The organism is Nonomuraea diastatica (assembly GCF_004349015.1).
GTDB classification, from domain to species: domain Bacteria; phylum Actinomycetota; class Actinomycetes; order Streptosporangiales; family Streptosporangiaceae; genus Nonomuraea; species Nonomuraea diastatica.
Genome location: NZ_SMKP01000152.1, coordinates 1 through 26,715, shown reverse-complemented (window position 1 = coordinate 26,715; position 26,715 = coordinate 1). Strand labels below are relative to the sequence as shown.

Annotated in this window: 25 protein-coding genes; 18 read left to right on the top strand and 7 right to left on the bottom strand. The window is 68.6% G+C overall.

Translation table 11 applies throughout. From position 1 onward, the window contains the following. Positions 1-401: 401 nt before the first annotated feature. Together E1294_RS57525 and E1294_RS38260 are read left to right on the top strand one after the other, a co-directional pair. Positions 402-536 (top strand): hypothetical protein, encoded by a 135-nt coding sequence (locus E1294_RS57525; protein WP_281284574.1) that lies wholly within the window; start codon positions 402-404, stop codon positions 534-536. Between the two features lie 21 nt (positions 537-557). Then, positions 558-899 (top strand): hypothetical protein, encoded by a 342-nt coding sequence (locus E1294_RS38260; RefSeq protein WP_132515863.1) that lies wholly within the window; start codon positions 558-560, stop codon positions 897-899. A 309-nt stretch (positions 900-1,208) separates the two neighbouring features. Here the strand turns inward: E1294_RS38260 and E1294_RS38255 are convergent, their stop codons facing one another. Further along, entirely contained in the window at positions 1,209-2,123 is a 915-nt protein-coding gene (locus E1294_RS38255; protein ID WP_132515862.1) for a helix-turn-helix transcriptional regulator, read from the bottom strand. Between the two features lie 101 nt (positions 2,124-2,224). Between E1294_RS38255 and E1294_RS38250 the strand changes: the two genes are divergently transcribed. Next, a complete protein-coding gene (locus tag E1294_RS38250) occupies positions 2,225-3,016 on the top strand; it encodes a phytanoyl-CoA dioxygenase family protein (protein WP_132515861.1) in 792 nt (263 codons plus the stop codon). Between the two features lie 827 nt (positions 3,017-3,843). On the opposite strand, the gene E1294_RS54935 is transcribed toward E1294_RS38250, so the two are convergent. The 3 genes from E1294_RS54935 to E1294_RS38230 all read right to left on the bottom strand — a co-directional run bounded on the left by E1294_RS54935 (position 3,844) and on the right by E1294_RS38230 (position 6,008). After that, on the bottom strand, positions 3,844-4,269 hold the full coding sequence (locus E1294_RS54935; RefSeq protein WP_220448159.1) for a DoxX family protein: 426 nt from the start codon (positions 4,267-4,269) through the stop codon (positions 3,844-3,846). Between the two features lie 307 nt (positions 4,270-4,576). Next, positions 4,577-4,771: a ferredoxin gene (locus E1294_RS38235; RefSeq protein WP_132515860.1), complete on the bottom strand. Its 195-nt coding sequence runs from the start codon at positions 4,769-4,771 to the stop codon at positions 4,577-4,579. A 10-nt stretch (positions 4,772-4,781) separates the two neighbouring features. Then, positions 4,782-6,008, bottom strand: coding sequence for a cytochrome P450 (locus E1294_RS38230; RefSeq protein ID WP_132515859.1), 1,227 nt, complete (start codon positions 6,006-6,008; stop codon positions 4,782-4,784). Between the two features lie 164 nt (positions 6,009-6,172). Here E1294_RS38230 and E1294_RS38225 point away from each other — a divergent pair, with 164 nt between their 5' ends. The 3 genes from E1294_RS38225 to E1294_RS38215 all read left to right on the top strand — a co-directional run bounded on the left by E1294_RS38225 (position 6,173) and on the right by E1294_RS38215 (position 8,798). Then, positions 6,173-6,688 carry a carboxymuconolactone decarboxylase family protein gene (locus E1294_RS38225; protein ID WP_132515858.1) on the top strand — a complete coding sequence of 172 codons (516 nt, stop codon included), beginning with the start codon at positions 6,173-6,175 and terminating at the stop codon, positions 6,686-6,688. 98 nt (positions 6,689-6,786) lie between these two features. Further along, positions 6,787-7,188, top strand: a complete 402-nt coding sequence (locus E1294_RS38220; protein ID WP_132515857.1) for a hypothetical protein — start codon at positions 6,787-6,789, stop codon at positions 7,186-7,188. Next, positions 7,185-8,798 carry a multicopper oxidase family protein gene (locus tag E1294_RS38215; RefSeq protein WP_246083596.1) on the top strand — a complete coding sequence of 538 codons (1,614 nt, stop codon included), beginning with the start codon at positions 7,185-7,187 and terminating at the stop codon, positions 8,796-8,798. Before E1294_RS38220 ends, E1294_RS38215 begins: the two co-directional genes overlap by 4 nt. 337 nt (positions 8,799-9,135) lie before the next feature. Here E1294_RS38215 and E1294_RS38210 read toward each other — a convergent pair whose 3' ends face one another. Then, a complete protein-coding gene (locus tag E1294_RS38210) occupies positions 9,136-9,921 on the bottom strand; it encodes an IclR family transcriptional regulator (protein WP_132515856.1) in 786 nt (261 codons plus the stop codon). Positions 9,922-10,014: 93 nt separating this feature from the next. Here E1294_RS38210 and E1294_RS38205 point away from each other — a divergent pair, with 93 nt between their 5' ends. Genes E1294_RS38205 through E1294_RS38180 form a run of 6 tightly spaced genes read left to right on the top strand, consistent with a single transcriptional unit; the run spans position 10,015 to position 16,411 of the window. After that, complete coding sequence (locus E1294_RS38205; protein WP_132515855.1) at positions 10,015-10,947, top strand: 5-dehydro-4-deoxyglucarate dehydratase; 933 nt, start codon at positions 10,015-10,017, stop codon at positions 10,945-10,947. Positions 10,948-10,990: 43 nt separating this feature from the next. After that, positions 10,991-12,544: an ABC transporter substrate-binding protein gene (locus tag E1294_RS38200; protein ID WP_132515854.1), complete on the top strand. Its 1,554-nt coding sequence runs from the start codon at positions 10,991-10,993 to the stop codon at positions 12,542-12,544. A 10-nt stretch (positions 12,545-12,554) separates the two neighbouring features. Next, a complete protein-coding gene (locus E1294_RS38195; RefSeq protein ID WP_132515853.1) occupies positions 12,555-13,481 on the top strand; it encodes an ABC transporter permease in 927 nt (308 codons plus the stop codon). Next, a complete protein-coding gene (locus E1294_RS38190) occupies positions 13,478-14,410 on the top strand; it encodes an ABC transporter permease (protein WP_132515852.1) in 933 nt (310 codons plus the stop codon). The genes E1294_RS38195 and E1294_RS38190 overlap by 4 nt, the downstream gene beginning before the upstream one ends. Beyond that, on the top strand, positions 14,407-15,384 hold the full coding sequence (locus tag E1294_RS38185) for an ABC transporter ATP-binding protein (RefSeq protein ID WP_132515851.1): 978 nt from the start codon (positions 14,407-14,409) through the stop codon (positions 15,382-15,384). The genes E1294_RS38190 and E1294_RS38185 overlap by 4 nt, the downstream gene beginning before the upstream one ends. Next, positions 15,377-16,411, top strand: coding sequence for an ABC transporter ATP-binding protein (locus E1294_RS38180; RefSeq protein ID WP_132515850.1), 1,035 nt, complete (start codon positions 15,377-15,379; stop codon positions 16,409-16,411). Before E1294_RS38185 ends, E1294_RS38180 begins: the two co-directional genes overlap by 8 nt. A 157-nt stretch (positions 16,412-16,568) precedes the next feature. Here E1294_RS38180 and E1294_RS38175 read toward each other — a convergent pair whose 3' ends face one another. After that, entirely contained in the window at positions 16,569-18,017 is a 1,449-nt protein-coding gene (locus E1294_RS38175; protein WP_132515849.1) for a glycoside hydrolase family 43 protein, read from the bottom strand. Positions 18,018-18,101: 84 nt separating this feature from the next. Then, the gene (locus E1294_RS38170; RefSeq protein ID WP_220448158.1) at positions 18,102-19,607 is read right to left on the bottom strand and encodes an RICIN domain-containing protein; all 1,506 of its coding nucleotides are present in this window, start codon (positions 19,605-19,607) and stop codon (positions 18,102-18,104) included. Positions 19,608-19,889: 282 nt separating this feature from the next. Here E1294_RS38170 and E1294_RS38165 point away from each other — a divergent pair, with 282 nt between their 5' ends. The 6 genes from E1294_RS38165 (at position 19,890) to E1294_RS38140 (ending at position 26,431) form a co-directional block, all read left to right on the top strand. Then, entirely contained in the window at positions 19,890-21,209 is a 1,320-nt protein-coding gene (locus E1294_RS38165) for an ABC transporter substrate-binding protein (RefSeq protein WP_132515848.1), read from the top strand. An 11-nt stretch (positions 21,210-21,220) separates the two neighbouring features. Continuing rightward, positions 21,221-22,141, top strand: a complete 921-nt coding sequence (locus tag E1294_RS38160; protein ID WP_425465247.1) for a carbohydrate ABC transporter permease — start codon at positions 21,221-21,223, stop codon at positions 22,139-22,141. After that, positions 22,131-22,994, top strand: a complete 864-nt coding sequence (locus E1294_RS38155) for a carbohydrate ABC transporter permease (RefSeq protein ID WP_132515847.1) — start codon at positions 22,131-22,133, stop codon at positions 22,992-22,994. The genes E1294_RS38160 and E1294_RS38155 overlap by 11 nt, the downstream gene beginning before the upstream one ends. Further along, positions 22,991-24,310: a Gfo/Idh/MocA family protein gene (locus E1294_RS38150; RefSeq protein ID WP_132515846.1), complete on the top strand. Its 1,320-nt coding sequence runs from the start codon at positions 22,991-22,993 to the stop codon at positions 24,308-24,310. Before E1294_RS38155 ends, E1294_RS38150 begins: the two co-directional genes overlap by 4 nt. A gap of 64 nt (positions 24,311-24,374) precedes the next feature. Continuing rightward, positions 24,375-25,220, top strand: coding sequence for a DUF6807 domain-containing protein (locus tag E1294_RS38145; RefSeq protein ID WP_132515845.1), 846 nt, complete (start codon positions 24,375-24,377; stop codon positions 25,218-25,220). Further along, a complete protein-coding gene (locus E1294_RS38140) occupies positions 25,217-26,431 on the top strand; it encodes an ROK family transcriptional regulator (RefSeq protein ID WP_132515844.1) in 1,215 nt (404 codons plus the stop codon). The genes E1294_RS38145 and E1294_RS38140 overlap by 4 nt, the downstream gene beginning before the upstream one ends. The last annotated feature ends 284 nt before the right edge of the window (positions 26,432-26,715 follow it).

Below are 26,715 nucleotides of genomic sequence, written 5' to 3'. Positions count from 1 at the left end.
CTCCCGGCCCAGCCCGTTCACCTCACCCCGCCAACTCGCCCACTCCTTCGACGACGCGTTCAGCCACGTGCGGCTGTACACCCATGCCACTCCCCCGAGCCTGGCGTTGAGCCTGCATCCAGCCTCCTGGCTCGGGCGCGCCAGCATCTGCGCCGCCGTGGCCGCTAACGGACCAACCCACTCCCAGCCACCAACAGCCGCACAGGCTACGGCAGCCGTACCGGCTGTAGGCGGCGATACCGGTGCTGGCAACTCCTCCCCTGGAGGGCAGCCAATGACCACGCTGCCGATCACCGTCGCCCCCTACCATCCGGCCACCACCCTCGATGTGGAGCTGGCCGAGCTGGGATACGCGGGCATGCTCGGCTGGCCGGATCAGCGGCCCGTCAACGGCCCGCCCGGTGCGCTCCCGGCTCCATCCCCGGGGCAGCGGCTCCCCCACGATGCTGCTCCAAGCTCGCTCCCACGAGGGCGAACTGGCCGGGGCGGCAGCGCTGCGCTACCCGGGCGCCCCCGGCAGGCCGGCCCGGCTGTGAGGGCCGGTGGTTCATCCGGGCTTGGAGAAACGTGGCCTGGGCACGGCCCTGCTACGACAAGCGCTCGCGCTGGTGACCGATCCCATGATGATCGTGCACACCGCTGAGATACCCGCCGCACGCCGCCACGCCTGCGACTTCTTCGAACGCGCCGGCTGGCCGTTGCACTCCACCGCCGCCCTGCTGAAATCCTGCGCCGTAGCAGACCGGCCGGTCCCGGGCGTGCGGCCGCTGACCGCCGTGGACGCCGTCGCGCTGGCCGAGCTGTATCACGCCGGACGACCCACGTTTCTGGTTAGCCAGCGCGCCGGGGCCTGGCCGAGGTCCTGCGCGAGGCCGGCCCGTACGCTCCCGAGCAAATGACGGTTACCACGGTTGTGCAGGCGGCGCGCCGACGTTCGCTGCCGGTGGTCACGAGTAACCCCGTTCTGGGCATGTCGCCGACAAGCAGCAGCGTTTGTCGGTCAGTTTCGACAGCGCTCCCAGCTGGCGCCGACCAGAAATGTTGGTGAGAAATAACAGCACCGGGAGAGCGGCCCTTGAGGAGGATGCGTCCTTACGTGTCTTATGAGTCATCCTGCCATGCTCGGCCTGCAGCCTGTGGCCTGGGCGGGTGTCTGAGCTGACAAAGGTGATCTATCCGTGCGTGATTCCCGGAGCCTGCAGAACGAGTCAGGAACTCTTACACTCGCCCGTAGACTTGGCCGGGGCGCTGAGCCGAGTATGGGCGGCCGATTGGCTACGTCGCCGGTACTCGGTGGGCGTCAGCCCGACCAGCGTCCGGAAGCGGCGGGCGAAGTAGGTCGGGTCGTCCCAGCCGACGGCGGCGCCGACCCGAGCAGCCGGCAGGGCCGAGTGTGCCAGTAACGTGGCGGCTCGCTCGGCCCGCAGCCGGGCCAGGAAGCTCAGCGGCGCCAACCCGACATACCGCCTGAACAGTCGGCCGAGATAGGCGGGATCCAGGTTGACCGCCCGGGCGAGGTCATCCAGCCGCCACGGATGGGCAGGCGCTGCCTCGAGTCGGGCGACGGTGGCGGCGACGGCGGGGTGGATGGCGGGCCCGAGCGTTTCCTGTTCGGGGTCACGGCCGTCGGCCAGGACGCCGAGCACGGTGATCAGCTGGCCCAGCATACGGCCCTGCCGGCTCTGATCGGCTCCGAGGTCCCGTTCGAGCAGGCTGATCTCCGCGATGGCCTCCTCGGCGGCGGCCGGATCGACGGCCGTCACCGCCACGCCGTGCGCGCCGGATGCCACCGGATCGGTCCACAGGATCCGGCGCAGCATCGGGATGTCGTACAGCGCCGCCAGTTCAGTCCGTAGCGCCTGGGCGGACAGGCAGCAGTTGGCGACGACGAGGTCGGCGCAGTCCCGGAACCCGTGCCAGGCGCCGGGCCGGAGCACGATAACCTGCCCGCGCCGCAGCGGGTGCTCGCCTCGGCTGGTGACGTGCCGGCCGTGACCGGTTCCGATCACCGCGATCTCAAGGAAGTCGTGCGCGTGCGACTCGATGTCGAGATCCAAGTGGTGGACACCTGCCAAGACCGGTCCTGCGGCGAACAGCGCGTGCTCGTGCAGGGTGGCAGGCATGTCGGGATCGTACGAGTACTCGCCCGGATCGGCCTAGCCCTGAGCGGCACGCCTCGACGACGCTTGCAGTATCCCAACGGCAAGAACCTTGGAGGTCGGCGATGGCAACGACCACGACCGAGCAGTCCGGCAGCGACGTCGGTGCCGACGGCCGGGTGCCGGACGAGCTTGTGGCAGCGTATCGCGAATTCGGTTTCGTCCGAGTACGAGGCGTTCTCGAGCCCGGCCAGGTCGAGCGCTTCCGGGCCAGCGCCGAGGCGTTCCTGGAGGCGCATCGTGCGGAGAGCCTGGAGAAGCAAGGCGTCTTCAGCCAGCTGGTCAACGTCTGGCAACGCGACCAGACGCTTAGAGAGCTCACGTTCGACCCTCGGCTCGGCCGGATCGCCGAACAGCTCGCCGGGTTCTCGCTGCGGCTCTGGCACGACCAGATGCTGGTCAAGGAGCCGCACAACAACGCCGCCACGGAGTTCCACCAGGACCGTCCGTACTGGCCGCATGCAGGCGACCGGCTCCCGCTGTCGGCGTGGATAGCGCTGGTCGACGTTCTGCCGGAGCGGGGCTGCATGACCTTCCTGCCCGGAACCCAGGATCGCACCGGCCTGCGCCCACAGGACCTCCACGACGAGGAAGACCTGTTTGGGATGGACCCGTCTTTGCACTGGATCCCACGGGTCACCGTGCCGCTCCGCGCCGGCGACTGCACCTTCCACAGCGGCTACACCGGCCACATGGCGCTGCCCAACCGCACCGACCAGCCCCGGCTCGCGCACGTCACGATCTACATGGACGAGCTGACCCGCTACAGCGGGAGCGAGCACATCGTGACCGATCCTCTCGGACTCGCCGTGGGCGATCGCCTGGACGGCGACACATTCCCCCGGCCCTGGGCTTAGCTTGTTCTTGAACCAAATCTTGGGCGTATGCCGTGGTCAGGGCGATGGTGATGAATCCGCGCATAGCGGATTGTGTCCTGGGAGCTACGGCGTGTCGCCGTGACGTGCGGCGGCCACCGTCTCATCTTCGCTATCGACACGAAGCAAGGAGAGGCGGTGGCCGTGGCAGCCATCCTGGCACGCGCGTCAGCAGGCGTCCCACAATCCGTCCCGCGAGCAGAACCCCATCCGGCGCCGACGGGGCTGGCAGGCTTCCGCCGAGAGTTCTACCACTGCCTGTCAGCCCGCTCCGATGAGCTGGTCGAGGCGGTGTTATGCGCGGACGTACCGGTGCGGTCGCTGGTGATTTGACGCTGGTGGCCGAGCACCGGCGCGGGCACGGCGCCCTGTACGACGGACTCGATCACGGCCGGTTCCAGATCGGACCCCTCTCTGTCAGACTGCTGTGATACATGGGACAGATGACGCCGTAGAAGGTCGCCATCACGCAGGGCCCGGAACCCGGTTGCGGCGCTGATTTCGTGCGTCCACGTCGGTGTCGTAGGACCATAGGCCGGCGAGACGTCGAGAGCTTCGGGGCCGCTACGCGTCGATCCAGCCGAGCTCGACTGCCCACTCGTGCGTGAAGTCTTCGACCACGGGCAAAGTCAGGAACGAAGCGGCATACAGAACAACGAGGAGGCCGATCGGAACGGCCCAAGCGCGCGGGCGGGATTCCGGCTGACCGGGCCCATCCTGTCCGGTTTCGGCGGGGCGGTCCCGACGGAGCCGCGTCTCCGTGAGCCGACGGTCGGCCGGCCTCAGCGCCCACGACGCGATGCCGCACGCTACGAACAACAGCGGCACCCACCACAGCTCAAGACCGTCGCCGCTGCCAGATGTGACGCCGCGGCACCCGTCCACAGGAGAAAGACACCCGCGTACGCCCATTCCTTGATCAGCGGGAACCTGGGCACGATGATCGCGACGGCTGCGGCGCCCTGCCACGTGCCTGAAATGTAGTCGAAGTAGTGCGGGTATCCCAGGTGTTGCATTTGGAGTTCCACCCATTCGATTGTCATGAGATTCCACACCGATCCAGAAGCCAACTCGAAGGCGATGACAAGTGTGGTGGCCCAAAAGGCGATGGGGCGGATCCGGTTCCAGTCGATTCGTGCGGCGGTGTCTGACTTCTTGTCGGTCGCGTGCCGGAATGTTTTGGTCGTTTGAGTGTGCAACTCAGCTTCCTCGTCAAATCGATCTGGCATGTTCATGCAGATTCTCGTTGCAGGGTGGTGAGCGACGTCGTTCGAGGCCGCTGGTGCCGATCGGCGATCCCACAATGGGCGTGGCCACCCCGAGGGAGAGGCCGATCTGGCGGACCTGGTGGGGACGCCCACGATGTCCCGACGGTGCGGTGGTGTGCCGTCCGATCGCATGGGGCTGGCTCGGCGTGTCTTTCGGCGCGGGTAGATCGCACGCATCAGGCCGGGTGTCGGATGGTGCTGGCCCCGCCGACGGTGCATTCGGTGTCGCCGGGAGTGGTCGGGGTGTCGTGCAGCGAAAGTGCGTTTCCCCGACTTACTCCTGCAGGATGGTGAGGGCTCGGGATGGGCACAGGGCGACGGCGTCGCGTGCCTGTGGTGTGGTCTGGTCGTTGGGGTGGTCGGTCAGCAGAACCACAATGCCGTTGTCGTCTTGGTCGAATACGGTCGGCTCGGTTAGGACGCATTGGCCGGAGCCGACGCAGACTCCGGTGTCGGCTTTGATCCGCATCGTTTCTGCCCTACCAGGTGACCGGGAGTTCGTAGGCGCCGTAGATGACGGCGTCGGTCTTGAACGGCATGCCTTCGACTCGCGCGGCGAGTCGCAGGGTCGGGATGCGGCGGAAGAGCGTGTCGAAGACGATCTGTAGTTCCAGGCGGGCCAGATTCTGGCCGAGGCACTGGTGGGGGCCGAATCCGAAGGCGAGGTGGTGGCGGTTGCCGCGCTCGACGTCCAGTTCGGCCGGGTTCTCGAACGTCGTGGGGTCCCAGTTGGTCGACAGGCTGGAGACGACGACGCCCTCGCCGGCCTTGATGCTCACTCCGCCGATCTGCACGTCCTCGGTGGCCACCCGGGAGACGACCAGGTCGGCGATGGCGAAGTAGCGCAGCAGTTCCTCCACGGCCATGGGCGTCTTGTTCGGGTCGGCCGTGATCAGGGCCAGTTGCTCGGGGTGGTTGAGTAGCCCGAGCACGCCGAGCGAGATCATGTTCGCGGTGGTCTCGTGTCCGGCGGTGAGCAGCAGGAAGGCCATGCTCACCAGACTCGCGTGGTCGAGGGTGCCTCCCTGGCGTTGCCGGGCGATCTGTCGGCTGAACAGGTCGTCGCCGGGTTCGGACTCCTTGCGGGTGATCAGATCGTCGAGGTAGGCGCGGAGTTCGGCGACGGCTCGCTGGCGGTCCTGCGGCGACGAGGCCCGGTGCACCGCGGTGGTGGTGCGGTTTTGGAAGAAGTCGTGGTCGGTATAGGGCGCGCCGAGCAGTTCGCTGATCACCAGGGAGGGCACCGGCAGGGCAAGGGCCTGCACCAGGTCGACCGGGCGCTGGTCGGTGGCGAGCATGTCGTCGATGAATCGGTCGACGATGTCCTGAATCCGCGGACGCAACGCGGCCAACCGCTTCACGGTGAACTCACCGAGCACCGCACGCCGGGCCGCTGAGTGTTGCGTGCCGTCCATGCCGAGCATCGACGGCGGCTGGCTGCGGAGCTGCTGCTGGGTCGCCGCGTCGAAGACGAAGTCCGGGAAGCCGTCCTTGCGCCGGTCGGAGGAGAAGCGGCGGTCGTTGAGGATGGCACGGCCTGCCGCATGCCCGGACACCCACCACGCCTCGGTGCCGCTCACCAGCCGGACTCTGCTGATCGGCGCCTGCTCGCGCAGCCACTCGTACTCGACGGGCGGGGCGAACGGGCAGCCGCGCTCGACCGGCAACTCCAGGCCGGCGAGTACGCCGGCAACGCTCTTCGTCATGACTGACCTCCCAGTGATGCTGCGTCTGCTCCTCACTACCTCGACGAGACAGCACGCCGAAGTGTGAGGTCGGCGGCCTGGTCACGTTGTGACCTCACATTTCGAGGGATTGCGTCGTCGGATAACTGAGAAACGATCCAGCAAGCGAAAGGGAATGCCTCGCTATGTCCACGCCAACGACGGACACCACGAAAGACACGGACGGTCTTCGGTCCCGGTTGCCTGCCCCCTTCGAGTTTCTCCCTGGGGCGGGGGAAATCTCCGGGGTGATGGCCAAGGCGATCCGGAACGGTGCTGTTCCGCAGGCCACTGTGAATCTGGTGCAGCTCCGTGCCGGACAAATCGTCGGCAGCACCTACCACACCGTTCGGCAAACCGGTGAGCTCCGCAAGGCCGGGGAGACGGAGGAACGCATTACGGCGGTGGCGTCGTGGCGGGACGCTCCCTATTTCACCGACGCGGAGCGAGTCGCTTTGGAGCTCGTGGAGGCCGTTCTCGCGCCGAACCCGTTCGGGGAGCGCGTGCCAGACGAGTTGTTCGCCAGGGTCGCCGCGCACTACGACGACAAGGCACTGTGGACGCTCACCCTGGTGATCGGTCAGATCTGCTACTACATCCCCGTCGCCCTGATCGCCAAGCCGATCCCCGGCAGGGCTCCGGGAAAGAACTACAGCAGGTGACACCCGCGCTCTGGGCGGAAGAGCACGGGTTTCGAGGGTTCGGAACATGCGGGCTCCTCCGGTCGACGGGCGAGGCCAGCCGATCAAAGGGATGCTGCATGGAAGACAAACCAGTACCGGTGCGCGGGCGTTGGCCGTTGGCCGTGCTACGGGTGACCGCCTCGGCCCATGCTGTCGCGGTCTTCGGTCAGGCGGTGTTCGCGGGGCGGTATCTGAGCGGTGACTACGACATGCTCGGCGTCCATGCCACCGTCGCCGATGTCGTGACCTCCGTGGGGTTGGCGCAGTTGGCCTGCGCGGTGGTGCTGTGGTGGCGCGGTGGGGTGCGCTGGCCGACCTGGGTGAGCTTGCTGCTTGTGCTCGGCGAGATCGGGCAGTATCTGGCCGGTCAGGCGAGCGCGCTGGACCTGCACGTACCGCTTGGGGTCGTCCTGGCCATCCTGACGACGGTTCTGCTCGTGGCGCTGTGGCGGCCCCAGCCCGTGGCGGTGGCAGCGTGAGCGAGAATGCCGGCGAACCGATGTCACCGCGGGCGCGGCCGATGTCCCGGCGCGGGTTTCTCGGTCTGGCCGGCGGGGCCGGGATCGTGGTCGCCGCTGGGCTTGGTGGGTCGCGGTTGCTCGGCCCGGTGCGGAGCACCGGTGAGCTGCTGGCGAGCCAGGTGCCGTTGCCCGAGCCGTTCCGGGTGCCGCTGCCGGTTCCCCGGGTGCTTCAGCCGGTCCGGCGCGAGGGCGATGCCGACCGTTACGAGATCGTCCAGCGCGAGGCGACGGCGGAGATACTGCCCGGCCTGTCCACGCCGATCTGGGGCTATGACGGCACGTTCCCCGGCCCGACCGTCGAGTCCCGCTCCGGTCGCACCACCAGCGTTCACCACCGCAACGAGTTGCCCGTACCCACCGTCGTGCACCTGCACGGCGGCCGGACCCCGCCGGACGCGGACGGCTACGCCACCGACCTGGTCCTGCCGGTCGGCGCTGCCGGGAACATCCACAACGGACCCAGCAAACACATGTACATGCACGATCCGGACGCCGTGGTGACGATGGGCGCCCGCGACTATGTCTACCCATTGCGGCAGCGCGCGGCGACATTGTGGTACCACGACCACCGCATGGACTTCACCGGACCGGCCGTGTACCGCGGCCTGGCAGGGTTCCACCTGGTACGCGACGAGGTGGAGGACGCGCTTCCCCTGCCACACGGCGACCGTGAGCTGCCGCTGATGATCTGCGACCGGTCCTTCGCCGAGGACGGCTCGTTCCGCTACCCCTCGATCGACAACACGCTGCGCACTGTGCCCGGCGTCGATGAGTCCTATGTAGAGGGTGTGATGGGTGACGTGATCCTGGTCAACGGGGCGCCGTGGCCGGTGGCGGAGGTGCCGGCGACCAGGCACCGGCTGCGGGTGCTCAACGCCTCCAACGCGCGCCGCTACGAGCTCGCGCTCGACCCGCCACCACCCGGTGGCAAGGCGTTCACCCAGATCGGTTCCGATCAGGGGTTGCTCGCCGCACCGCGAACGCACGAGAGCGTGCCTGTCGCCCCCGCAGAGCGCTTCGACCTTGTCGTCGACTTCGGCCGCTACCCGGTCGGCACCGAGGTCACCCTCGTCAACCGGCTCGGCAGCGGCCCGACCGAGCGGGTCATGCGTTTCCTGGTCGCGCGCCGAGCCGAGGACGACAGCGCCATCCCGGCCCTGCTCAGCGAGATCGAACCGCTCGAACGGGCACAGGCGACGGTGACCCGCGAGTTCGCCTTCCGCGGCGGCCTCATGGGCGACCGGCACGGTTGGCTGATCGATGGCCAACCCTTCTCCCCGACCCGCATCGACGCGCGCCCCCGACTCGGGGACGTGGAGATCTGGCGCTTCGTCGCCGACCTGCACCATCCCATCCACCTGCACCTGGTGAACTTCCAGGTGCTCTCCCGAGGCGGCCACGCACCCGGCCCGCACGGCATCGGTCTCAAGGACACCGTCGACCTCAACCCGGGAGAGGCTGTGGAGGTCATCGCCAGGTTCGACGGGTACCGAGGCCGCTACATGTTCCACTGCCACAACCTCGAACACGAAGACATGGGCATGATGGGCAACTTCGAAACGATGTGAGCTCCGGCCGGAGGGTGCTCTCGCACCCCAGCCATGGCAACCGGCGGGCCCGCAGCACTGCGGGCCCGCTGTCAACGGGACGGGAGGTTGATCAGGTCGCACGTGCCCCGTTGCGCGGTGAGGTTGTCCGAGACCCGCCTGCGATTCGTCCAACCGGCAGGGCGACCCGCTCGGCCCCTTCGACCGCAATCTCTCCACCCCGCCGGCCTGCCAGGCCCCGGTGCCAGGCGTAGAGGGCTTCCGCGAGACTCTCAGTGGCGGTTGTGGACATGGCCCGATGCCGGGGCCCCGCTCGGCGCCGGCGAGGAGATTGCCGTGGCCGCCGCGAGACGGCCGCTCAGCGGATGATGCGCGTCCGGGCCCGGAGCAGGGCGGTGACGATTGCCTCCTCGTGGTCGGCATCGAGACGAACGACGGGGACGGAGCAGCTGAGGGCCTCGTTCGGGGGCGAGGCGAAGTCGAGGGCGACGGCGAAGCACCGTAGGCCGATGGTCGACTCCTGTTCGTCGATGGCGTGACCGCGGCGCCGGATCTCCTCGAGCTCTGTGCGTAGTGCCGCCCTGTCGGTGAAGGTGTGGACGGTGCGTGGTTCCAGGGTCTCGGGCAGGAGTTGGTCGACCTCATCCCAGGGACGCCCGGCGAGAATCGCCTTGCCGAGGCCGGTCGCCCATGAGGGCAGGCGCCGGCCGGGCCGGGAGATGACGGCGAGGGAGTGCCGGGAGATGTTGGTGGCCAGGTAGACGATCTCCGCGCCGTCGAGGCGAGCCAAGTGGATGGTCTCGCCCAGCTCGATGTTCAGCTCGTTCATCACCGTCTGTGCCCGCTTGACCACGTCGTCGTGCTCGACGTACGACGCCCCGGCGCGGAGCGCGCGCAGGCCGATCCGGTAGCGGCCGGCGTCGTCGGTTTCGATCCAGCCCGTGTTCACCAGTGTGGCGAGCAGCGCGTAGGCACTCGCCCGAGGGAGGCACAGGCCGGTGGTCACCTCGCGTAGCGATAACGCGTGATCGGCCGAGCTGAGGTATTCGAGCACCGCAATGGTCCGCTCGGCCGATTTGACGCTGCGTACGCCCCCTCCGGCCTCGGCGGGTTCAGGCAACGGGTCCGAAACGTGTTGCGTCATCGGCCACCTCTTGACGTGTGTTGAAACACCGACTTAGTGTCTCGGCTACAAATATAGACATCGTCTCTATATGTAGACAAGAGGTTGTTCTTGATGCCCCCCGCCGCTTCACGAGTCGCCGCATCCCTGTTGGGCCTGCTCGCCTTCCCCGTCACGCCGTTCACGGGATCAGGGGACGTGAACCTGCCCCGTTTCACAACCCATCTCACCGAAGTGCTCGCCGCGAAGCCCAGTGCGATCTTCGTCGCGTGCGGCACCGGGGAGCTGGCGTCGCTGACGGCCGCCGAGCACCAGACGGTGGTCAGGGCCGCTGTCGAGCATGTCGCCGGAACGGTCCCCGTGCTCGCAGGGGCTGGCGGCGGCACGCGGACGGCTGCGGAGTTCGCACGCGCCGCGCAGGCCGCCGGCGCCGATGGCCTGCTGGTGCTCCCGCCGTACTTGCAGGTCGGGCCGCCAACCGGTCTCGTGGCGCACTACCGGCAGGTGGCCGCCGCCACGGACCTGGACGTGGTCCTCTACCAGCGGGGCACGGCGATCTTCTCTCCCGCGGCGGTGGCCGAGCTCGCCGAAGTGGACAACATCGTCGCGCTGAAGGACGGGCACGGCGATATGGAGCTGCTCCAGCTCATCCACGCCGCCACCGCGGGACGGCTCCCACTGCTGAACGGCATGCCGACCGCCGAGGTCTTCGCCCGCTCCTACGCCGGGCTTGGCGCCCGCGCCTACTCCTCGGCGGTGCTGGCCTTCGTCCCGGAAGTCGCCGTCGCCTTCTTCCAGGCGTTCGAGAACGGCGACGAGGCGACCCAGGACCTCCTGCTGCGCGAGTTCTACGCACCCCTGGCCGATCTGCGTAAGTCGACCCCCGGCTACGCCGTCTCCCTCATCAAGGCCGGCCTGGACATCCGCGGCCGCTCCGCCGGACCCGTCCGCTCGCCTCTGGCGGAGGTCACTCCGGAGCACCGCGAGCAACTCGCCCGCATCATCGACCGCGGCCTCGCCGCTCTCAGCGCGACGCCCGTCGCCTAGCACAAGACTTGCCCGTCCCCGGGGCAGGCGATTCGGAGGAATCATGATCACCACCCCACGCCGCCGTCAGGCTGCCTCCGTCCTCCTGGCGCTCGGCGTCATGGTGCCCGCAGGCGCCTGCTCGGTTGCCAACAGCGGCCCGGAGCCCTCGTCCGGCGCGGCGAGCACCGTTCGCATCGTGCTGCCGGAGGAACCTCCGACGCTGGAGCCGTGCGACGCCTCCCTCACCGCGACGGGGCGCGTCACCCGTTCCAACATCACCGAGGCGCTCACGGAGCGCGACCCGGGCTCCGGCCAGCTCCAGCCGGCGCTGGCCACGGAGTGGAAGCAGGACTCACCGACCGAGTGGACCTTTACCCTGCGTAAGGGCGTCAAGTTCCACGACGGGACCGCGTTCGACGCCAAGGCGGCCGCCTTCTCCATCGACCGCACCGTCGGATCCAAGATCGACTGCAATGTGGACGGCTACGTCTTCGGCGGCATCGAGCTCACGGCGACGGCCGTGGACGACTCGACTCTCCGGGTGAAGACGGCCAAGCCGGACCCGATCCTTCCCCTGCGGTTGTCGTTCGTCGAGATCGTGCCGGCCACCACGAGCACGACCAGCAAGGTCCGCGAGGCCGTCGGCACCGGCCCGTACAGGATCGCGAAGTGGGACACCGGCCGCAGCCTGCGGTTGGAGCGGTTCGCCGGATACTGGGGCAAGGCGCCGGACTTCGCGGCGGCGGAATACGTCTGGCGGGCCGAAGGCAGCATCCGCGCGGCCATGATCCAGAGTGACGAGGCCGACGTCGCGGTCGGCCTCGCCCCCGAGGACGGTGCCGGAGAGGCCGCCGTGCAGTTCCCCAACAACGAGACCTCCTACCTGCGCATCGACGCCACCAAGCCGCCACTCGACGACATCCGCGTTCGCCAGGCGATCAGCTACGCCATCGACAAGGAAGGCCTCGTCGCCTCGGTCTTCGCCGGGCTGGGCAAGCCGGCGGGGCAGGTCGTTCCCGCAGGCGTGACCGGTCACAGCTCGGCAATCCAGCCCTGGCCGTACGACATGGCGCAGGCCAAGAAGCTGATCGCGGAGGCCAAGGCGGACGGCGTCCCCACGGACGCCACCATCACGATCATCGGCCGGAACGGCATCTACCCCAAGGCCGCCGAAGCGATGGAGGTCGTGCAGAACTCCCTCATGGAGGCCGGGCTCTCGGTCAAGATCCAGATGCTGGACGTGAACGCCTGGCTGGAGTACCTGCTGGCCCCGTTCCCCAAGAACGCCGGCCCTACCCTGCTGCAGGCCCAGCACGGCAACCAGGCGGGTGACGCGGCCTTCACGATGGGCCAGATCTACGGCAGCAAGGGCGCGCAGAGCAGCTACGGCACCGAGGAGCTGGACGGGCTGATCACCGAGGCCGAGCAGGCCTCGGGCGAGGAGCGCCAGGCGGCGTTCGCCAAGGCGCTGGAGCACCAGAACAAGGACGTCGTACGGGACGCGGTCCTCGCGCACATGACGGGCATCCTCGCGCTGTCGAAGAAGGTCACCTACAAGCCCAACGCCGCCACGAACGACGAGATGCGTCTCGCCGAGATGCACCCGGCCGGCTGAGGAGGCGAGCGTGCTGACCTTCCTGCGGCGTCGCATCACCTCGAGCGCGATCCCGCTGGTCGTCGTGATCCTCGGCGTGTTCTATCTGGCGCGCCTCACCGGCGACCCGGCGAATCTTTATCTGCCCCTCAGCGCGAGCCCGGAGATGCGGGCGGAGTTCGCCGCCCGGCACGGTTTCGACCAGCCGATGCTTGTCCAGTTCGGTGACTACCTGGCTCAGGTCGTCCGGCTGGACTTCGGCGAGTCGCTGCGGACCGCGGAACCCGCCGCCGACGCGGTGCTGCGGGCCTTCCCCGCGACGCTGCAGCTGGCGGGCACCACCATGGTCCTGGCCGTCATCGGCGCGATCGTCATCGGCAGCTGGGCGGCCTACCGCCCGAACTCCCTGGCCGATCGGGTCGCCAGCTTCACCTCGACGACCGCGGCGAGCATGCCGGACTTCTGGTTCGCCATCATGGGCGTCCTGGTCTTCGCCGTGGCGCTCGGCTGGCTGCCCACCTCGGGCACCGAGGGGGCGGCCGCGTGGGTGCTGCCGGTGATCACCTTGCTGATCCGGCCGTTCGGCGTGCTCGTGCAGGTGGTGCGCGGGGCGATGGTCACGGCGTTGTCGGCGCCGTACATCAAGGTCGCCCGGAGCAAGGGCGCGGGAGAGCTGCGGGTGGTCTTCGGCCACGCGCTGCGCAACGCCGCGCCGCCGGCGCTCACCGTGGCAGGCGACCTGACGGTCGGGCTGGTCAACGGGGCTGTGGTCGTCGAGACGATCTTCGGCTGGCCGGGCATCGGCAAGCTGATGATCACGTCGATCCTGCAGCGCGACTTCGCGGTGCTGCAGGCCGCCGTTCTGGTGACCGCGATCACCATCTTCGCGCTCAACATTGTCATTGACGCCTGCTATGCGCTCCTGGACTCCCGCGTCCGTCAGGGGGTGACGGCATGAGTCTCGTGGATGTCCCTGCCGCGGCCACCATCCGTCGGACAACCTGGTGGCGGCTGCTGCTACGGGACCGGTTCGCGTGCCTGGCGGTGGTGATCCTCCTGGTCGTTGCCACCTCCGCCCTCGTGGGGCCGATGCTGCTCGGCGACCTGGCGGTGAAGCAGAACCTGAGGGCGATCAACAGGCCGCCGTTCAGCCTCGACGACGGATGGGCCTTCGTGCTCGGCAGCGACTCGCTCGGACGCAGCCTGCTCGCCAGGCTCATCGTGGCGAGCGGCACGACGCTCTCCGTCGCCGTCCCGGCCGTCGTGATCTCCCTCGTGGTCGGTTCGGTCTGCGGGATGTGGGCGGGTTACCACCGAGGATGGCGGGAGAACCTCGCCATGCGCATCGCCGACGTCATCCTCAGCTTCCCGTCGCTGCTGCTGGCCGTGGTCGTGCTGTACGTCTTCTCGCCCAGCGCCGGGAACATCATCTTGGTCCTGGCGATCGCGCGGATTCCGATCTACCTGCGTGCCGCCCGGGCGGAGTCGGCCGAGTTGCAGAGCAGGCTGTTCGTCGACGCGGCGCGCACGTTCGGCACCAAGAGCTGGGCGATCATCGGCAGGCACGTGGCACCGACCGTGCTGCCCACTCTGTTCACCGTCGCGACCCTGGACTTCTGTTTCGTGATGCTGACCGAATCGTCGCTGAGTTTCCTGGGCATCGGCATCCAGCCACCGGACATGAGCTGGGGCCTGATGGTCGCCCAAGGCCGGCAGGTGCTGCAGAGTGCCTGGTGGATCGCCGTCTTCCCGGGGCTGGCCATCGTGGTGACCACCGTCTCGGCGACCGTCCTCGCGTCCTGGGCGCGCCTGGCCATGGACCCGGGCCAGCGGTGGCGGCTCACGCTGCCCCGCTCTCGCCGCACGAGTAAGGAGGTGAAGCCGTGACCCCGGTGCTGGAGGTGGATCGGCTGGCCGTCGACATTCGCACCCCCGCGGGGACGGTGCGCGCCGTACGCGAGGTGAGCTTCGCCGTCCGCTCTGGCGAGACACTGGCGCTCCTGGGCGAATCGGGCTGCGGCAAGAGCATGACCGCGCAGGCCATCGTGGGACTCCTTGACCCGGTGGCTCACGTGGCGGGCGGCGCCGTCCGCTTCGACGGCACCGACCTCCTCACCCTGTCACCGGCACAGCGCCGGCGGCTGGCCGGCCCCGGCCTGGCCATCGTGTTCCAGGACGCGCTCACCGCGCTGAACCCCGTCCAGACGGTCGGCGCCCAGCTCGCCGAACCGTTCCGGATCCACGAGCGGCTCTCGCGCCGCGCCGCGCGGGCACGAGCAGTCGAGCTGATGGAACGAGTCGGCATCCCCGAGCCCGGCGCCCGCGCCGGCGCCTATCCGCACCAGTTCTCCGGCGGCATGCGCCAGCGACTGCTCATCGCGCTGGCGATGGCCCTGCGGCCCAAGGTGCTGCTCGCCGACGAGCCCACCACCGCCCTCGACGTCACCGTGCAGGCCCAGATCATGGAGCTGCTGCGCGAACTGCGTACCGAACAGCGGACGGCGCTGATCCTGATCACCCATGACCTCGCGGTCGTGGCCGAGCAGGCCGATCACGTGGCCGTCATGTACGCGGGCAGCATCGTCGAGACAGGCCGGGTGGCGGAGGTGTTCTCCAGGCCCCGCCACCCGTACACCCGCGGGCTCCTCGACTCGGTGCCGGCCGAGGTGGCGCGTGGCACCAACCTGCGGTCCATCCCGGGCAGCCCGCCCGACCTGCACTCCGTGCCCTCGGGCTGCGCCTTCCGCGCACGCTGCCCGATCGCCGGCGACGTGTGCGCGGAGCAGCGCCCGATCCTCACCGAGGCCGGACCCGGACGCCTGGCCGCATGCCATCATTGGAAGGAACTGGCCGATGACTGAGCCCGCCACACCGACGCTCGCCGAGGAGACGGCCGTTCCCCTGCTCGATGTGGCAGGGGTGAGCAAGACCTTCCACGCGGCTGGTCGGGCCCGCCTGCGCGCGCTGGACGGGGTCGACCTGCACCTGGGACACGGCGAGACGCTGGGCCTGGTCGGAGAGTCCGGCTGCGGCAAGTCGACCCTCGGCCGGGTCCTGCTCATGCTGGAGCGCCCGGACCGGGGCCGCGTCAGGTTCGAGGGCACCGACCCGTTCACGCTGCGCGGCAAGGAATTGCTGAAGTGGCGCCGGCGGGTCCAGATGGTGTTCCAGGACCCATTCGCGTCGCTCAACGCCCGGCTGTGCGCCGAGGACATCGTCGGCGAACCGTGGCGGACCCATCGCGACCTCGTACCGGTGAAGGAGCGCGGCAAGCGGGTCGCCGAACTCCTCGAGATGGTTGGATTGCGGGCGAGCGACGCCCGCCGGTACCCGCAGGAGTTCTCCGGCGGCCAGCGCCAGCGGCTGGGGATCGCCCGGGCGCTCGCCCTCGAACCCGACATCATCGTGTGCGACGAGCCCGTGTCAGCGCTCGACCTGTCCGTCCAGGCGCAGGTGCTCAACCTACTCACCGACCTGCAGGCCAGGCTCAGCGTGTCGTACGTGTTCATCTCCCACGACCTGTCCGTCGTCCGCCACGTCGCCGACCGCGTCTCGGTCATGTACCTCGGCCGCATTGTCGAGACCGGCCCGACGAAGCAGGTGTTCGACCGGCCGCTGCACCCCTACACCGCCGCGTTGATGTCCGCGGCGCCGGTGCTGGACGTCACCCCAGGGGCGCGGCGTGAACGAATCCTGCTCAAGGGCGAGGTGCCCTCCCCCCTCGACCCGCCATCGGGGTGCCGCTTCCGTACCCGCTGCTGGAAGGCCCGGGAACTCTGCGCCCAGGAGGCGCCACCCCTGGAATCATCCGGCGACGAGCTGCTGCACGCGGCCGCCTGCCACTTCCCGCTCCAGGAAAAGGCAGCCGGGTCCGTGGTGGGAGAGTAAGGGCTTGCTGGGCTTCCCCTCGTAGCGTGGGAGATCGAACCAAGAAAGGTTTGGTCGCGGCAGGAACCACGAGGCGTCGCCTTGATCCGGAGTTCCGGGCTGGGGCGGTGCGCATCGTCAAGGAGACCGGCAAGCCCGTCGCACACATCGCGAGGAGTCAGCTGTCCTGTCTGCCGCCGGGGTCGATGTCGAACCGTTGGAATCCTGCCCGGCCCGCGCCCCCCGCAGCGAAAAGCCCGATGACGGCACCCACCCACCTGCCGGGCACCGCGTTGAAGACTCCGCCGGTGGTGAGGAGGCAGCGGCCGTCGTCATCCACCTCTACGGTGAGTTCGGCCTTCGGCTGCCGCAACGGCATCGGCGCGACGAGGTCACGCTCGGTCTGTCCCGCGTCAGCTGTACGGCAGGCCAGGACAGGTCCCTCGGCGGTGAGCTCCACGCCCAGCCACGCGTATGCGTGCCCCAGGATCGCCAGCCCGGCGCGCGAGCCGGGCGCGGCGTCCAGCGTCAGCGAGGTGCGGGCCGTGAACCGCCCGCCGGGCAACCGTTGACCGACCACGTTGCCGCGTTCCCTGAGGTCGTCCGGACCGGGCAGACACGCCAGGTTCAGCGTCCCGTCCTCCACCTTCCACCAGGCCGGCCCGGGGTTGACCGGCCAGTGCCACTGCGCGCCGAGCTTCCCGCTGGCGAACGCGTCGCCGCTCGCCGGTGCGGCGGCAGGTTGCCCGGGGACCGGCATCCGGCTGCCGGGCACCGGCCGGCCGGCGTCGCCGACGATCGGCCAGCCGTCCTCCGACCAGCGCAGGGGCTGCAGGTGCACCACCCTGCCGAACGGCCCGCGATCCTGGAAGTGCAGGAACCAGTGGGAGCCGTCGGGCGCATCCACCCAGGCGCCCTGGTGCGGGCCATTGACATCCGTGTCGCCCTGCTCCAGGACGATCCGGTCGGTGTACGGCCCGGCGATGTCCTTGGCGCGGAAGGCCGATTGCCAGCCGTCCGTCACGCCTCCGGCGGGAGCGAAGATCCAGTAGTCTCCGTCGCGTTTGTAGAGCTTCGGACCCTCCAGGGTGCGGTAGCCCGGCAGCAAGTCGCCGTCGATGACGACCTGGCCCGCGTCGAGGAGGCGCCGGGCGTCGGGGTCCATCCGGTGCAGGGTCAGCCGGTTGTTCACGCCGCTACGGCTCTTGGCCCAGCCGTGGACGAGGTAGGCTGCGCCGTCGTCGTCCCAGAACGGGCAGGGGTCGATCAGGCCCTGGCCCGGCTTGATCAGGTGTGGGCGGCTCCACGGGCCGCGTGGGTCGGTCGCGGTCAGGACGTGGATGCCGCGGTCCGGGTCCCCGTAGAAGATCCAGAATCTGCCGTCGTGGTGGCGCAGGGAGGGCGCCCAGACCCTGCAGCCGGGTTCCGGCTTGGTCAGGCCCTCCAGTTCGTCCAGGGCGTGCCCGACGATCGACCAGTTGACCAGGTCGCGGGAGTGCAGGATGGGCAGGCCCGGTACCTTGGAGAAGCTGGAGGCCGTCAGGTAGAAGTCGTCACCCACGCGGATGACGTCGGGGTCGGACCAGTCGGCGTTCAGCACAGGATTGCGGTAGGTGCCCTCCGGCACGGTGCATCGCTCCTCAGTCAGGGGAAAGCCGGCTCGGTCGGCTCTGCCTGTCGATCCGCGCCGGGAGTCGGTGGCGTCCAGCTGTCAGGTGCCGATGTCGGGCCGTGGCCCGGCTTCGGCACGGAGCAGCGCGGGTACATCCGCCGCGCGGTCGAGGGTGTAGGGGTAGAAGGAGCGCGGGTCGAACGCGCCGCCCCGCTCCTTGAGCTTGCCGGCACTCCAGCGGCTGTCGACGACGACGTTGTCGCGCTGGACCAGCTCGGCGTCGTCCTGGACGTAGTAGGGATCGAGCACGTTCTCGAAGTAGCTGTTCTCGATCACGGCCTTGGTGGAGCCGCGGGACAGGTGGCCGTAGCCGGTGATGTCCTGCAGGTAGTTGTTGTACAGGTGCACCGCGGCGAGGTTGTCGGCGCTGGGATTACGCGCCTGGGTGTTCTGGAACCAGTTGTGGTGGATCGTCATCTTCGCGGTGACGTTGGGCGTCCAGCCGATGCCGAAGGTCTTGTGGTTCTCCTTGAAGTGGTTCCACGAGACGGTGATGTTGGTGGTGTCCTTACGGCTGTCGAGCAGGCCGTCGTTCATCCGGGCCAGCCGGTTGTGGTCGATCCAGATGTGGTGACCGCTGTCGATCTGGATGGCGTCGTAGTCGTAGTCGTCGTCGCCGGGATCGTCTTCGGGCATCAGAGTGTCGCGGATGGTCAGGTTCCTGATGATCACGTTGTGCACGCCACCGAGGAAGAATCCGCCGCCGACGATCTGTCCCTGGGTTCCGGCGCCGATGATGGTCTTGTTGGAGGCCACCCGCAGCTCAGTGCCCTTCGGGGTGATGGTGATCGGCACGGCGACCTTGATGGTGTACGGCTCGGCTGCGGTGACGTAGCGGTCGAGGTCCGCCTGGTTGGTCACGGTGACCGTCCGGCCGCCGGCGCCGCCGGTGGTCGGGCCGTGCCCCTCGCCGGGCAGGGCGGCGAAACCGTCCGGCGTGTTCGGGGACGTACCAGGATCGGTCGGCGTGGGAGACGGGGTGGAGCCGTCGACCGGCTGGAAGGCCCACCGCTGCGAGCCGCTGGTGCCGCAGGTGTTCTGCGTGACGGGCGAGCCGTTGGAGCCGGAGGAGACGCCCAAGCACAGGCCGTTGACTCCGACGATCTGGTGGAGGCCGAAGGCCGGGTTGGTGAAGGTCCACTGCTGGTTGGCCTTGGTGCCGTCGCCGCATCCCCACTGCTGGATCTGCACGCCGATGGAGGTGCTGGCGGAGGGGACGTCCAGGCAGCGGGTGCTGTTGGCACTGGCGAGGTTCACCCGGCCGCCGGAAGAGGCCACGACCTTGAAGTGCTGCCATGTGGATGTGGCGGAGCCGCAGCTCCACTGCTGGAGCTTGGCGCCATTGGCGGTGCTGTGATCCTTGATGTCGAGGCACTTGCCACTTTCGCTGCCGACGATGCGGTAGGTCCCGCCGGCTGCGGGCGCGTCGGCCGCGGTGGCGCGCCCGGGCGCGACGAGGGCGAGTGTCGCGGTCAGCAGCAGAGCGGCGGCGGCCGCCGGCGCGGCGACGTCGCGGCGGTGGCGGGGTAAGGCGAACGATCTCACGGGAGTGGCTCCTTTCACCCTGGCAGGAAGGAACGCCGAGCGGCGGTCACCGGGTCGGACATGGGCCACGTGGGCACGATCGAGTCCACGTGCCAGGGGAGCGCGGGGTTCGTGAGAAGCACTCCCGGCAGCTGCGCCCTCACTGTAATAACGCCGTCAAATTAGAGTCAATGGATTTCGGTAACTATTAGTTTCATGGATTGACGCAACCGATGGCCAGCCGTAACGTGACCTCCACCTCGGGGGATGTATGTGGATTTCTCATGAAGGGACCGGCGCCCGATGAAGGAACGAGCCCGCACAGCGTTGAATCGCCGCGAGCTGATGAAGATGGCCGGGCTCTCCGGCCTGGGAGTCGCCTTAACGGCCTGCGGCCGGGGCTTCGGCGGTGGCGGTGACCCCGCGTCCGGCAAGACCGAGCTCAACATGGTCTGGTGGGGCGACGCCGACCGCGCGGAGAAGACACAGGCCGCCCTCGACCTCTTCATGAAGCAGAACCCGACCATCGCCATCAAGACCGAGTACCAGGACAGCGGCCCCTACAAGGACAAGCTGGCCACCCGTTTCGCCGCCGGCAACCCGCCGGACCTGATGATGATGCGCATGGACTCCCTGCGGGAGTACGCCGACCGCAAGGCCCTGCTCAATCTCAACGACCACGCCGGCGCCGTGGACATGGCCAACCTCAGCCAGGCCGCCAAGGGCCTCACCAAGGTCGGCGACGCCACCTACGGCATCCCCTCGGGCCTGAACACCATCGGCTTCGTCGTCAACAAGGCAATCACCGACCAGTACGGCGTGACCATTCCCGACGGCGACGCCTGGAGCTGGGAGGACCTGGCCGAGTTCGCCAAGGAGGTGACGGACAAGAGCAACAAGAAGGTGTACGGCACGCTCGTCGACCCCGCGACCATGGCCAACGTCATCGTGTACGTCGCCCAGCAGGGTGAGGACTTCTTCACCGCCGACGGCAGGTTCGGCGTGAGCGAGGCCACACTCACCAAGTGGTTCCAGATGTTCGAGGACATGCGCAAGGAGGGCGGCTTCCCGCCCGCCGGCTTCGTCGAGACGACGGGCTCCTCGCCCGAGCAGTCCTACATCGCCAAGGGCACGATCGCCTCGCAGATCATCCCGACCAACAACTTCCTGCGCTACAACCAGGTTTCCGGCGGCAACCTGCAGCTGCTGCGCATCCCGGGCGAGGCCGGCGGCGAGCGCCGCGGCATGAACATCGGCACTCCGGCCCTGTGGTCGATAGCCGCCGCTTCCCAGCACCCCGCCGAGGCGCTGAAGTTGCTCAACTTCCTCATCAACGACGTGGCGGGCGGCAAGGCGATGAAGACCACCCGCGGCGTCCCGGCCAGCAGCGCCGTCGCCGACGCAATCAAGCCGTCGCTGGACAAGGACGACCAGGTGGCCACCGACTACCTGATCGACCTGCAGAAGGAGACGCTGCTGTCGGTCCCGCCGTACCCCGTCGGCGCCAGCGCCATCCAGGATGCTCTGTCCGCGGTCGCGCCCGAGGTCGAGCACGGACGCGTGACCTCGGCCGAGGCCGCCAAGAAGATCATCGACGAAGCGGCGGAGGCCCTGTCGCAGTGACGGTCACGCCCGTGAAGGACCCGGCCGTGTCCGGCGCTCCGGTGAATCCACCCCAGGTGGCCAAGCCGCGCCAGGATCGGTCGGGGTACCTGTTCATCCTGCCCTGGTTCCTCGGGATGGCCTTCACGATCATCCCCTTCTTCGCCTCGCTGTACCTGTCGTTCACCGACTACAACCTGCTGAACACGCCGAATTGGATCGGCCTGGAGAATTTCGCCGAGATGTTCTCCGACGACACCTGGTGGCAGTCGGTCAAGGTCACGTTCGTCTACACCTTCGTGTCGGTCCCGCTCTCGCTGGCGATGGCCTTGGGCGTCGCCATGCTGCTCAATCGCGGGGTGCGCGGCCTGCCGCTCTACCGGGCGGTCTTCTACCTGCCCTCGCTGCTGGGCGGCAGCGTGGCGCTGGTGCTGCTGTGGCGCTACATCTTCGGCCTCAACGGCATCGTCAACGCCTTCCTCGGCTTCTTCGGCATCGAGAAGATCGCCTGGACCTCCGACCCTGACTTCACCCTCACCACGTTGATCATCCTGCACATCTGGACGTTCGGCTCACCCATGGTGATCTTCCTGGCCGGCCTCCGGCAGATCCCGGCGATGTACTACGAGGCCGCCGCGATCGACGGGGCGAACAAGTGGCAGCAGTTCCGGAGCATCACGCTGCCGCTGCTCAGCCCGATCATCTTCTTCAACCTGATCCAATCGCTGATCTCGTCCTTCCAGACCTTCACGCAGGGCTACATCTTCGGCGGCGGCAAGGGCGGACCGGCAAACTCGACGCTCTTCTACAACCTTTACCTCTACAAGCAGGGGTTCGAGCAGTTCCACATGGGTTACGCCTCGGCGATGGCCTGGATGCTGCTGATCATCATCGCGGCCTTCACCGCTCTCAACTTCCTCCTGGCCAAGCGGTGGGTGCACTATGGCAACTGACGAAAGCTACCTCGATCGCATCGGCAACAGCCGCCGCAGGCGCTTCGGCAAGCACCTGCTGCTCTGCCTGGCCGGTGGGGTCATGCTCTACCCGCTCGCGTGGCTGGTGGCCAGCTCGCTCAAGCCCAACGATCTGATCTTCAAAGATCTGTCGCTGTGGCCCGCCGAGTGGGACATCTCCAACTACATCGCGGGCTGGACGGCCCTGGCGTATCCCTTCGACCTCTACCTGGTCAACTCCATGGTCATCGCGGCGCTGACCATCCTGGGCAACCTGCTGTCGTGCTCGCTGGCCGCCTACGCCTTTGCCCGGCTCAACTTCCGCGGCCGCAAGCTGTTCTTCGCGCTGACGCTCGGCACGATGATGCTCCCCGGCCATGTGCTGCTGGTCCCGCAGTACATCCTGTTCAACAAGATGGGCTGGCTGGACACCTTCTTCCCGCTGATCGTGCCGAACTTCCTGGCCACCAGCGCGTTCTACATCTTCCTGATGGTGCAGTTCATCCGCTCTCTGCCCAGGGAACTCGACGAGGCGGCCCGCATCGACGGCGCGGGCACGTTCCGTATCTTCTGGAGCGTGATCCTGCCACTGTGCAAGCCCGCCTTCGCGACGACGGCGATCTTCACCTTCATCTCGTCCTGGAACGAATTCTTCAGCCCGCTGCTCTACCTGACCGAGCAGGAGCTCTACACCGTGCCGCTGGCTTTGCGTCAGTTCATCGACTCCGAGGGCCAGTCGCAGTGGGGCCAGATGTTCGCCATGTCGTTCGTCTCGCTCGCGCCGGTCATCGGCTTCTTCATCGCCGGCCAGAAGTACCTGGTCAAGGGCATCGCCACCACGGGACTGAAATGAGACGCTACGCCTTCGTCGGCACCGGGTCGCGGGCCCAGATGTACCTGGCCGCGCTCCTCGGGCCCTACGCCGAACTCGGCCGACCGGTGGCCTTCTGCGACACCAACGAGGTGCGCATGGCCTACTACGACCGCCTCGCCGGGTCGCCGCTGTCCCACTACGACCCCGACAGCTATGACGACCTGCTCAAGCAGTGCGATGTGGTCGTGGTCGCCTCCCCCGACCATACCCACGCCGACTACGTCAGCCGCGCGCTGCGGCACGGGGTAGACGTGATCGTCGAGAAACCCATGACCACCGACCAGGCCGGCGTGCGGCAGATTCGAGAGGCCCTGGATTCCGGTGCAGCGGAGCTCACGGTGACCTTCAACTACCGTTACTCGCCACGCAACTCACTGGTGAAGCAGCTGATCCCGGAGATCGGCGAAGTCACCTCGGTCACCTTCGAGTGGTGCCTCGACACCGTACACGGCGCCGACTACTTCCGGCGCTGGCACCGGGACAAGGCGATGTCGGGCGGGCTGCTCGTGCACAAGGCGACCCACCACTTCGACCTGGTCAACTGGTGGCTGGCCGACCGGCCGGAGGTCGTCTTCGCCCGGGGTGGACTGCGCTTCTACGGCGCGGAGAACGCCCGGCGGCGAGGGCTGGTTCCCCGGCCCTCGCGCGGCTTCCTGCCCGGTGATCCGTTCTCCATCGACGTCACCGCCGACGAGCGGCTGCGCGAGCTGTACCACGACGGCGAGCACCTGGACGGGTACGTCCGCGACCGCGACGTCTTCTCCGAGGGCATCACCATCGAGGACAACCTCAACGTCGTGATCGGTTACCAGCGGGGCGCGTCGATGTCCTACAGCCTGCACGCGCACTGCCCGTGGGAGGGCTACCGCGTCGCGATCAACGGCACGGCGGGGCGGATAGAGCTGGAAGTCGTCGAGCGGGCGCACGCGGCACCGGGCGGCGCGGGGGCGACCATCGGGGCGGCGACCGCCTCCGCCAACCTGGGCATCGACCTGAGCGCGGCCGAGGAGCGGTCCAGCGGCGCTGAAGGCGTGCGCGTCCGCGGCACCCGGCTGACCCTGCAGCGCCATTGGGAGCCCGCCAGGCTGATCCCGGTCCCCGCCGGAGCGGGCGGGCATGGCGGTGGTGACGCGGCATTGCTCCGTGACGCCTTTCTCGGCGCCCGAGACGACCCGCTGCACCGGGCCGCCGGCTTCGCCGACGGCGCCGCCAGCGTGCTCACCGGGATCGCCGGCAACGAATCACTGCGCACCGGCCGCGCCGTACTCCTGGAAGAGCTCGACCTGCCGGGATGAGCGTTCTCGTCGAACTGTCGTACGCTCCCGGCAGTGGAAGATGTGGAGAGTCGGCGAGGTGCCCATGCGAGTTCCCCCGAAAGGCGTCGCCGTGCTGAGTGTCTCCGGACACGAGGTGGCCCGCTACGTCTGGCAGGCCGAACTGCCCCTGTCCAGCTCGCCCCGACCCTACCTGCATCCGGTGCGCACTCTGGGAGGCCGGACGGTCACCGACGCCGCGCCCGATTCCCACTCTCACCAGTACGGAATCAGTGTCGCCTTCCCTGACATCGACGGGTGCAACTTCTGGGGCGGGCGCACCTTCGTCGCCGGGCACGGGCCGGCCTGGCTGAACAATCACGGCCAGGAGGTGCACCGGCGCTGGTTGCGCCGGGCCGGGTCCGGCCTGGCGCACCTGCTGGACTGGGTCGGCGCGGACGAGAGCGTCCTGCTGCGGGAGCGGCGGGTGATCGGCTGCCGGGCGGTGGATTCCGCCGCGTGGGCGCTGAGCGTCCACACCCAGCTGACCAATGCCACCGAACGGCCACTGACCGTGTGCAGCCCAGCGGCCAAGGGCCGGATCGGCGCCGGTTACGGTGGGTTCTTCTGGCGGGGCTCCGCCGAGCCCCACGCGACCGTGCTCTCCCCCTTCGGCGAGGGGGTCGAGCCGATCCACGGGCGGGCGGCGGACTGGGTCGCGGTCACCACGAACAGCTGGAGTCTGCTCTTCCTGCCCGGTGATGCGGCCACCGCGCGTGACCGGTGGTTCGTGCGCGCCCGCGACTACCTGGGCGTCTGTTCCGCGCTGGCCTGGGACGAGCCCTTGACGCTGGCCCCCGGCGGGTCCATCGCACGACAGGTGATCACCGTTGTGGTTGACGGCCCTCTCGATCCCGAGGTCGCCGCCAAGCTCGCCCGGTCGGTCGCATGATGAGCCACCTCCGCTCTGGCCGCCTGCCGGACAGCGCGGTCCGGCAGGAGAGTCTGCGCAGCCTCAACCTGGAACTGGTCTTCCGGCACATTGTGACCGCCGACCGGCCCATCTCCCGTACCGAACTGGCCAACGCCACCGGCCTGACGCGTCCCACGATCACCCGCATCGTCGAAGAGTTGCTGACCGGCCGCCTCATCACCGAGTCCGCCGTCACTCACAACGGGCGCGCCGGGCGGCCCCGGGTCGGGCTGACCCTATCCAAGACCGGCCCGGCCGGGCTCGGGCTCGACATCCGCGCCGACGGCCTGGCCGCCTGCGTCGTGGACCTGACCGGCACCGTGCGGCAGTTGTCCTTCCATCCCGCGCCCCGCTCCGACGCGCCGACCGTACTGGCGGACCTCGCCTCGATGGCCCGTGCCGCCGTGGCCGCCGTGGCCGCCGAGCTGACCGTCGTCAACGCCACGCTCGCCGTCCCCGGACCGGTCCGCGACGGGGTCGTGCAGTCGGCGCCCGCGCTCGGCTGGCGCTGCGTCGACGCGGCTGGCCCGCTGCGCAACCGCCTCGGCCTGCCCGTCACCGTCGACAACGAGGCCAACCTAGCCGCCCTGGGCGAGATGTACGCCGGCGGGCCCACGGACACCAGCTTCGTCTACGTCTCCGGAGGGCTCGACATCGGCGCGGGCATCGTGCTGGAGGGACAACTCATGCGCGGCACCCGCGGCTGGAGCGGCGAACTCGGGCACGTCAGCGTGCATCCGGATGGCGAGCCATGCCCGTGCGGATCGCGCGGATGTCTCCAGACGTATGCCAGCCTGTCGACCATCCTGGGTGAGGAGAGCGCGCCGGCAGACGTCACGCCGGACGCTGTCATCATTAATCGGGCCGAAACCGGCGCTCCGCTGACCCTGGCGGCGCTCGAACGGGCCGGCACAGCGTTGGGTATCGCGCTGTCGAGCATGCTGAACATCCTGGACGTGAACACCGTGTTGCTGGGAGGCAGCTTCTCCTTGCTGTCGTCGTGGATCATCGACATCGTCAAGGCCGAGATGGACAGGCGCGTGCTGACCGCCTCGTGGGCACCCATCGCGATTCGGCCCGCGGTGCTTGGCCCCGACGCCGCGGTCATCGGCGCGGCGCTGACGTCCATTGACGAGATCAGGCAACACCCAACGTCATGGCTTGCCCGGCAGACCGCCGGCACGGCCTGAACCCTCGCCATGTCCACAGCGGCGTCACCGCTGGATCGAGGCGGGCAGGGTCAGGCCCTCGTGGGAGGCGAGCGGCTCCCAGGTCGGGCACGCGACCAACTCCGCGAGGTCAGCCGGCGCGAGCGGGACCTATGGCGCGGATCACGAGCGCGATGAGCCTGTCCAGGGTAGGCGTCATCAGGCAGCGGGTAGTGCAGCACCTGCCGTCGGTAGATCGGTGAGTGAAGGACGCATGCCGCGCCGGGCAGTCCAGCGGCCTGCCATGCTCACACACCCGCCTACCC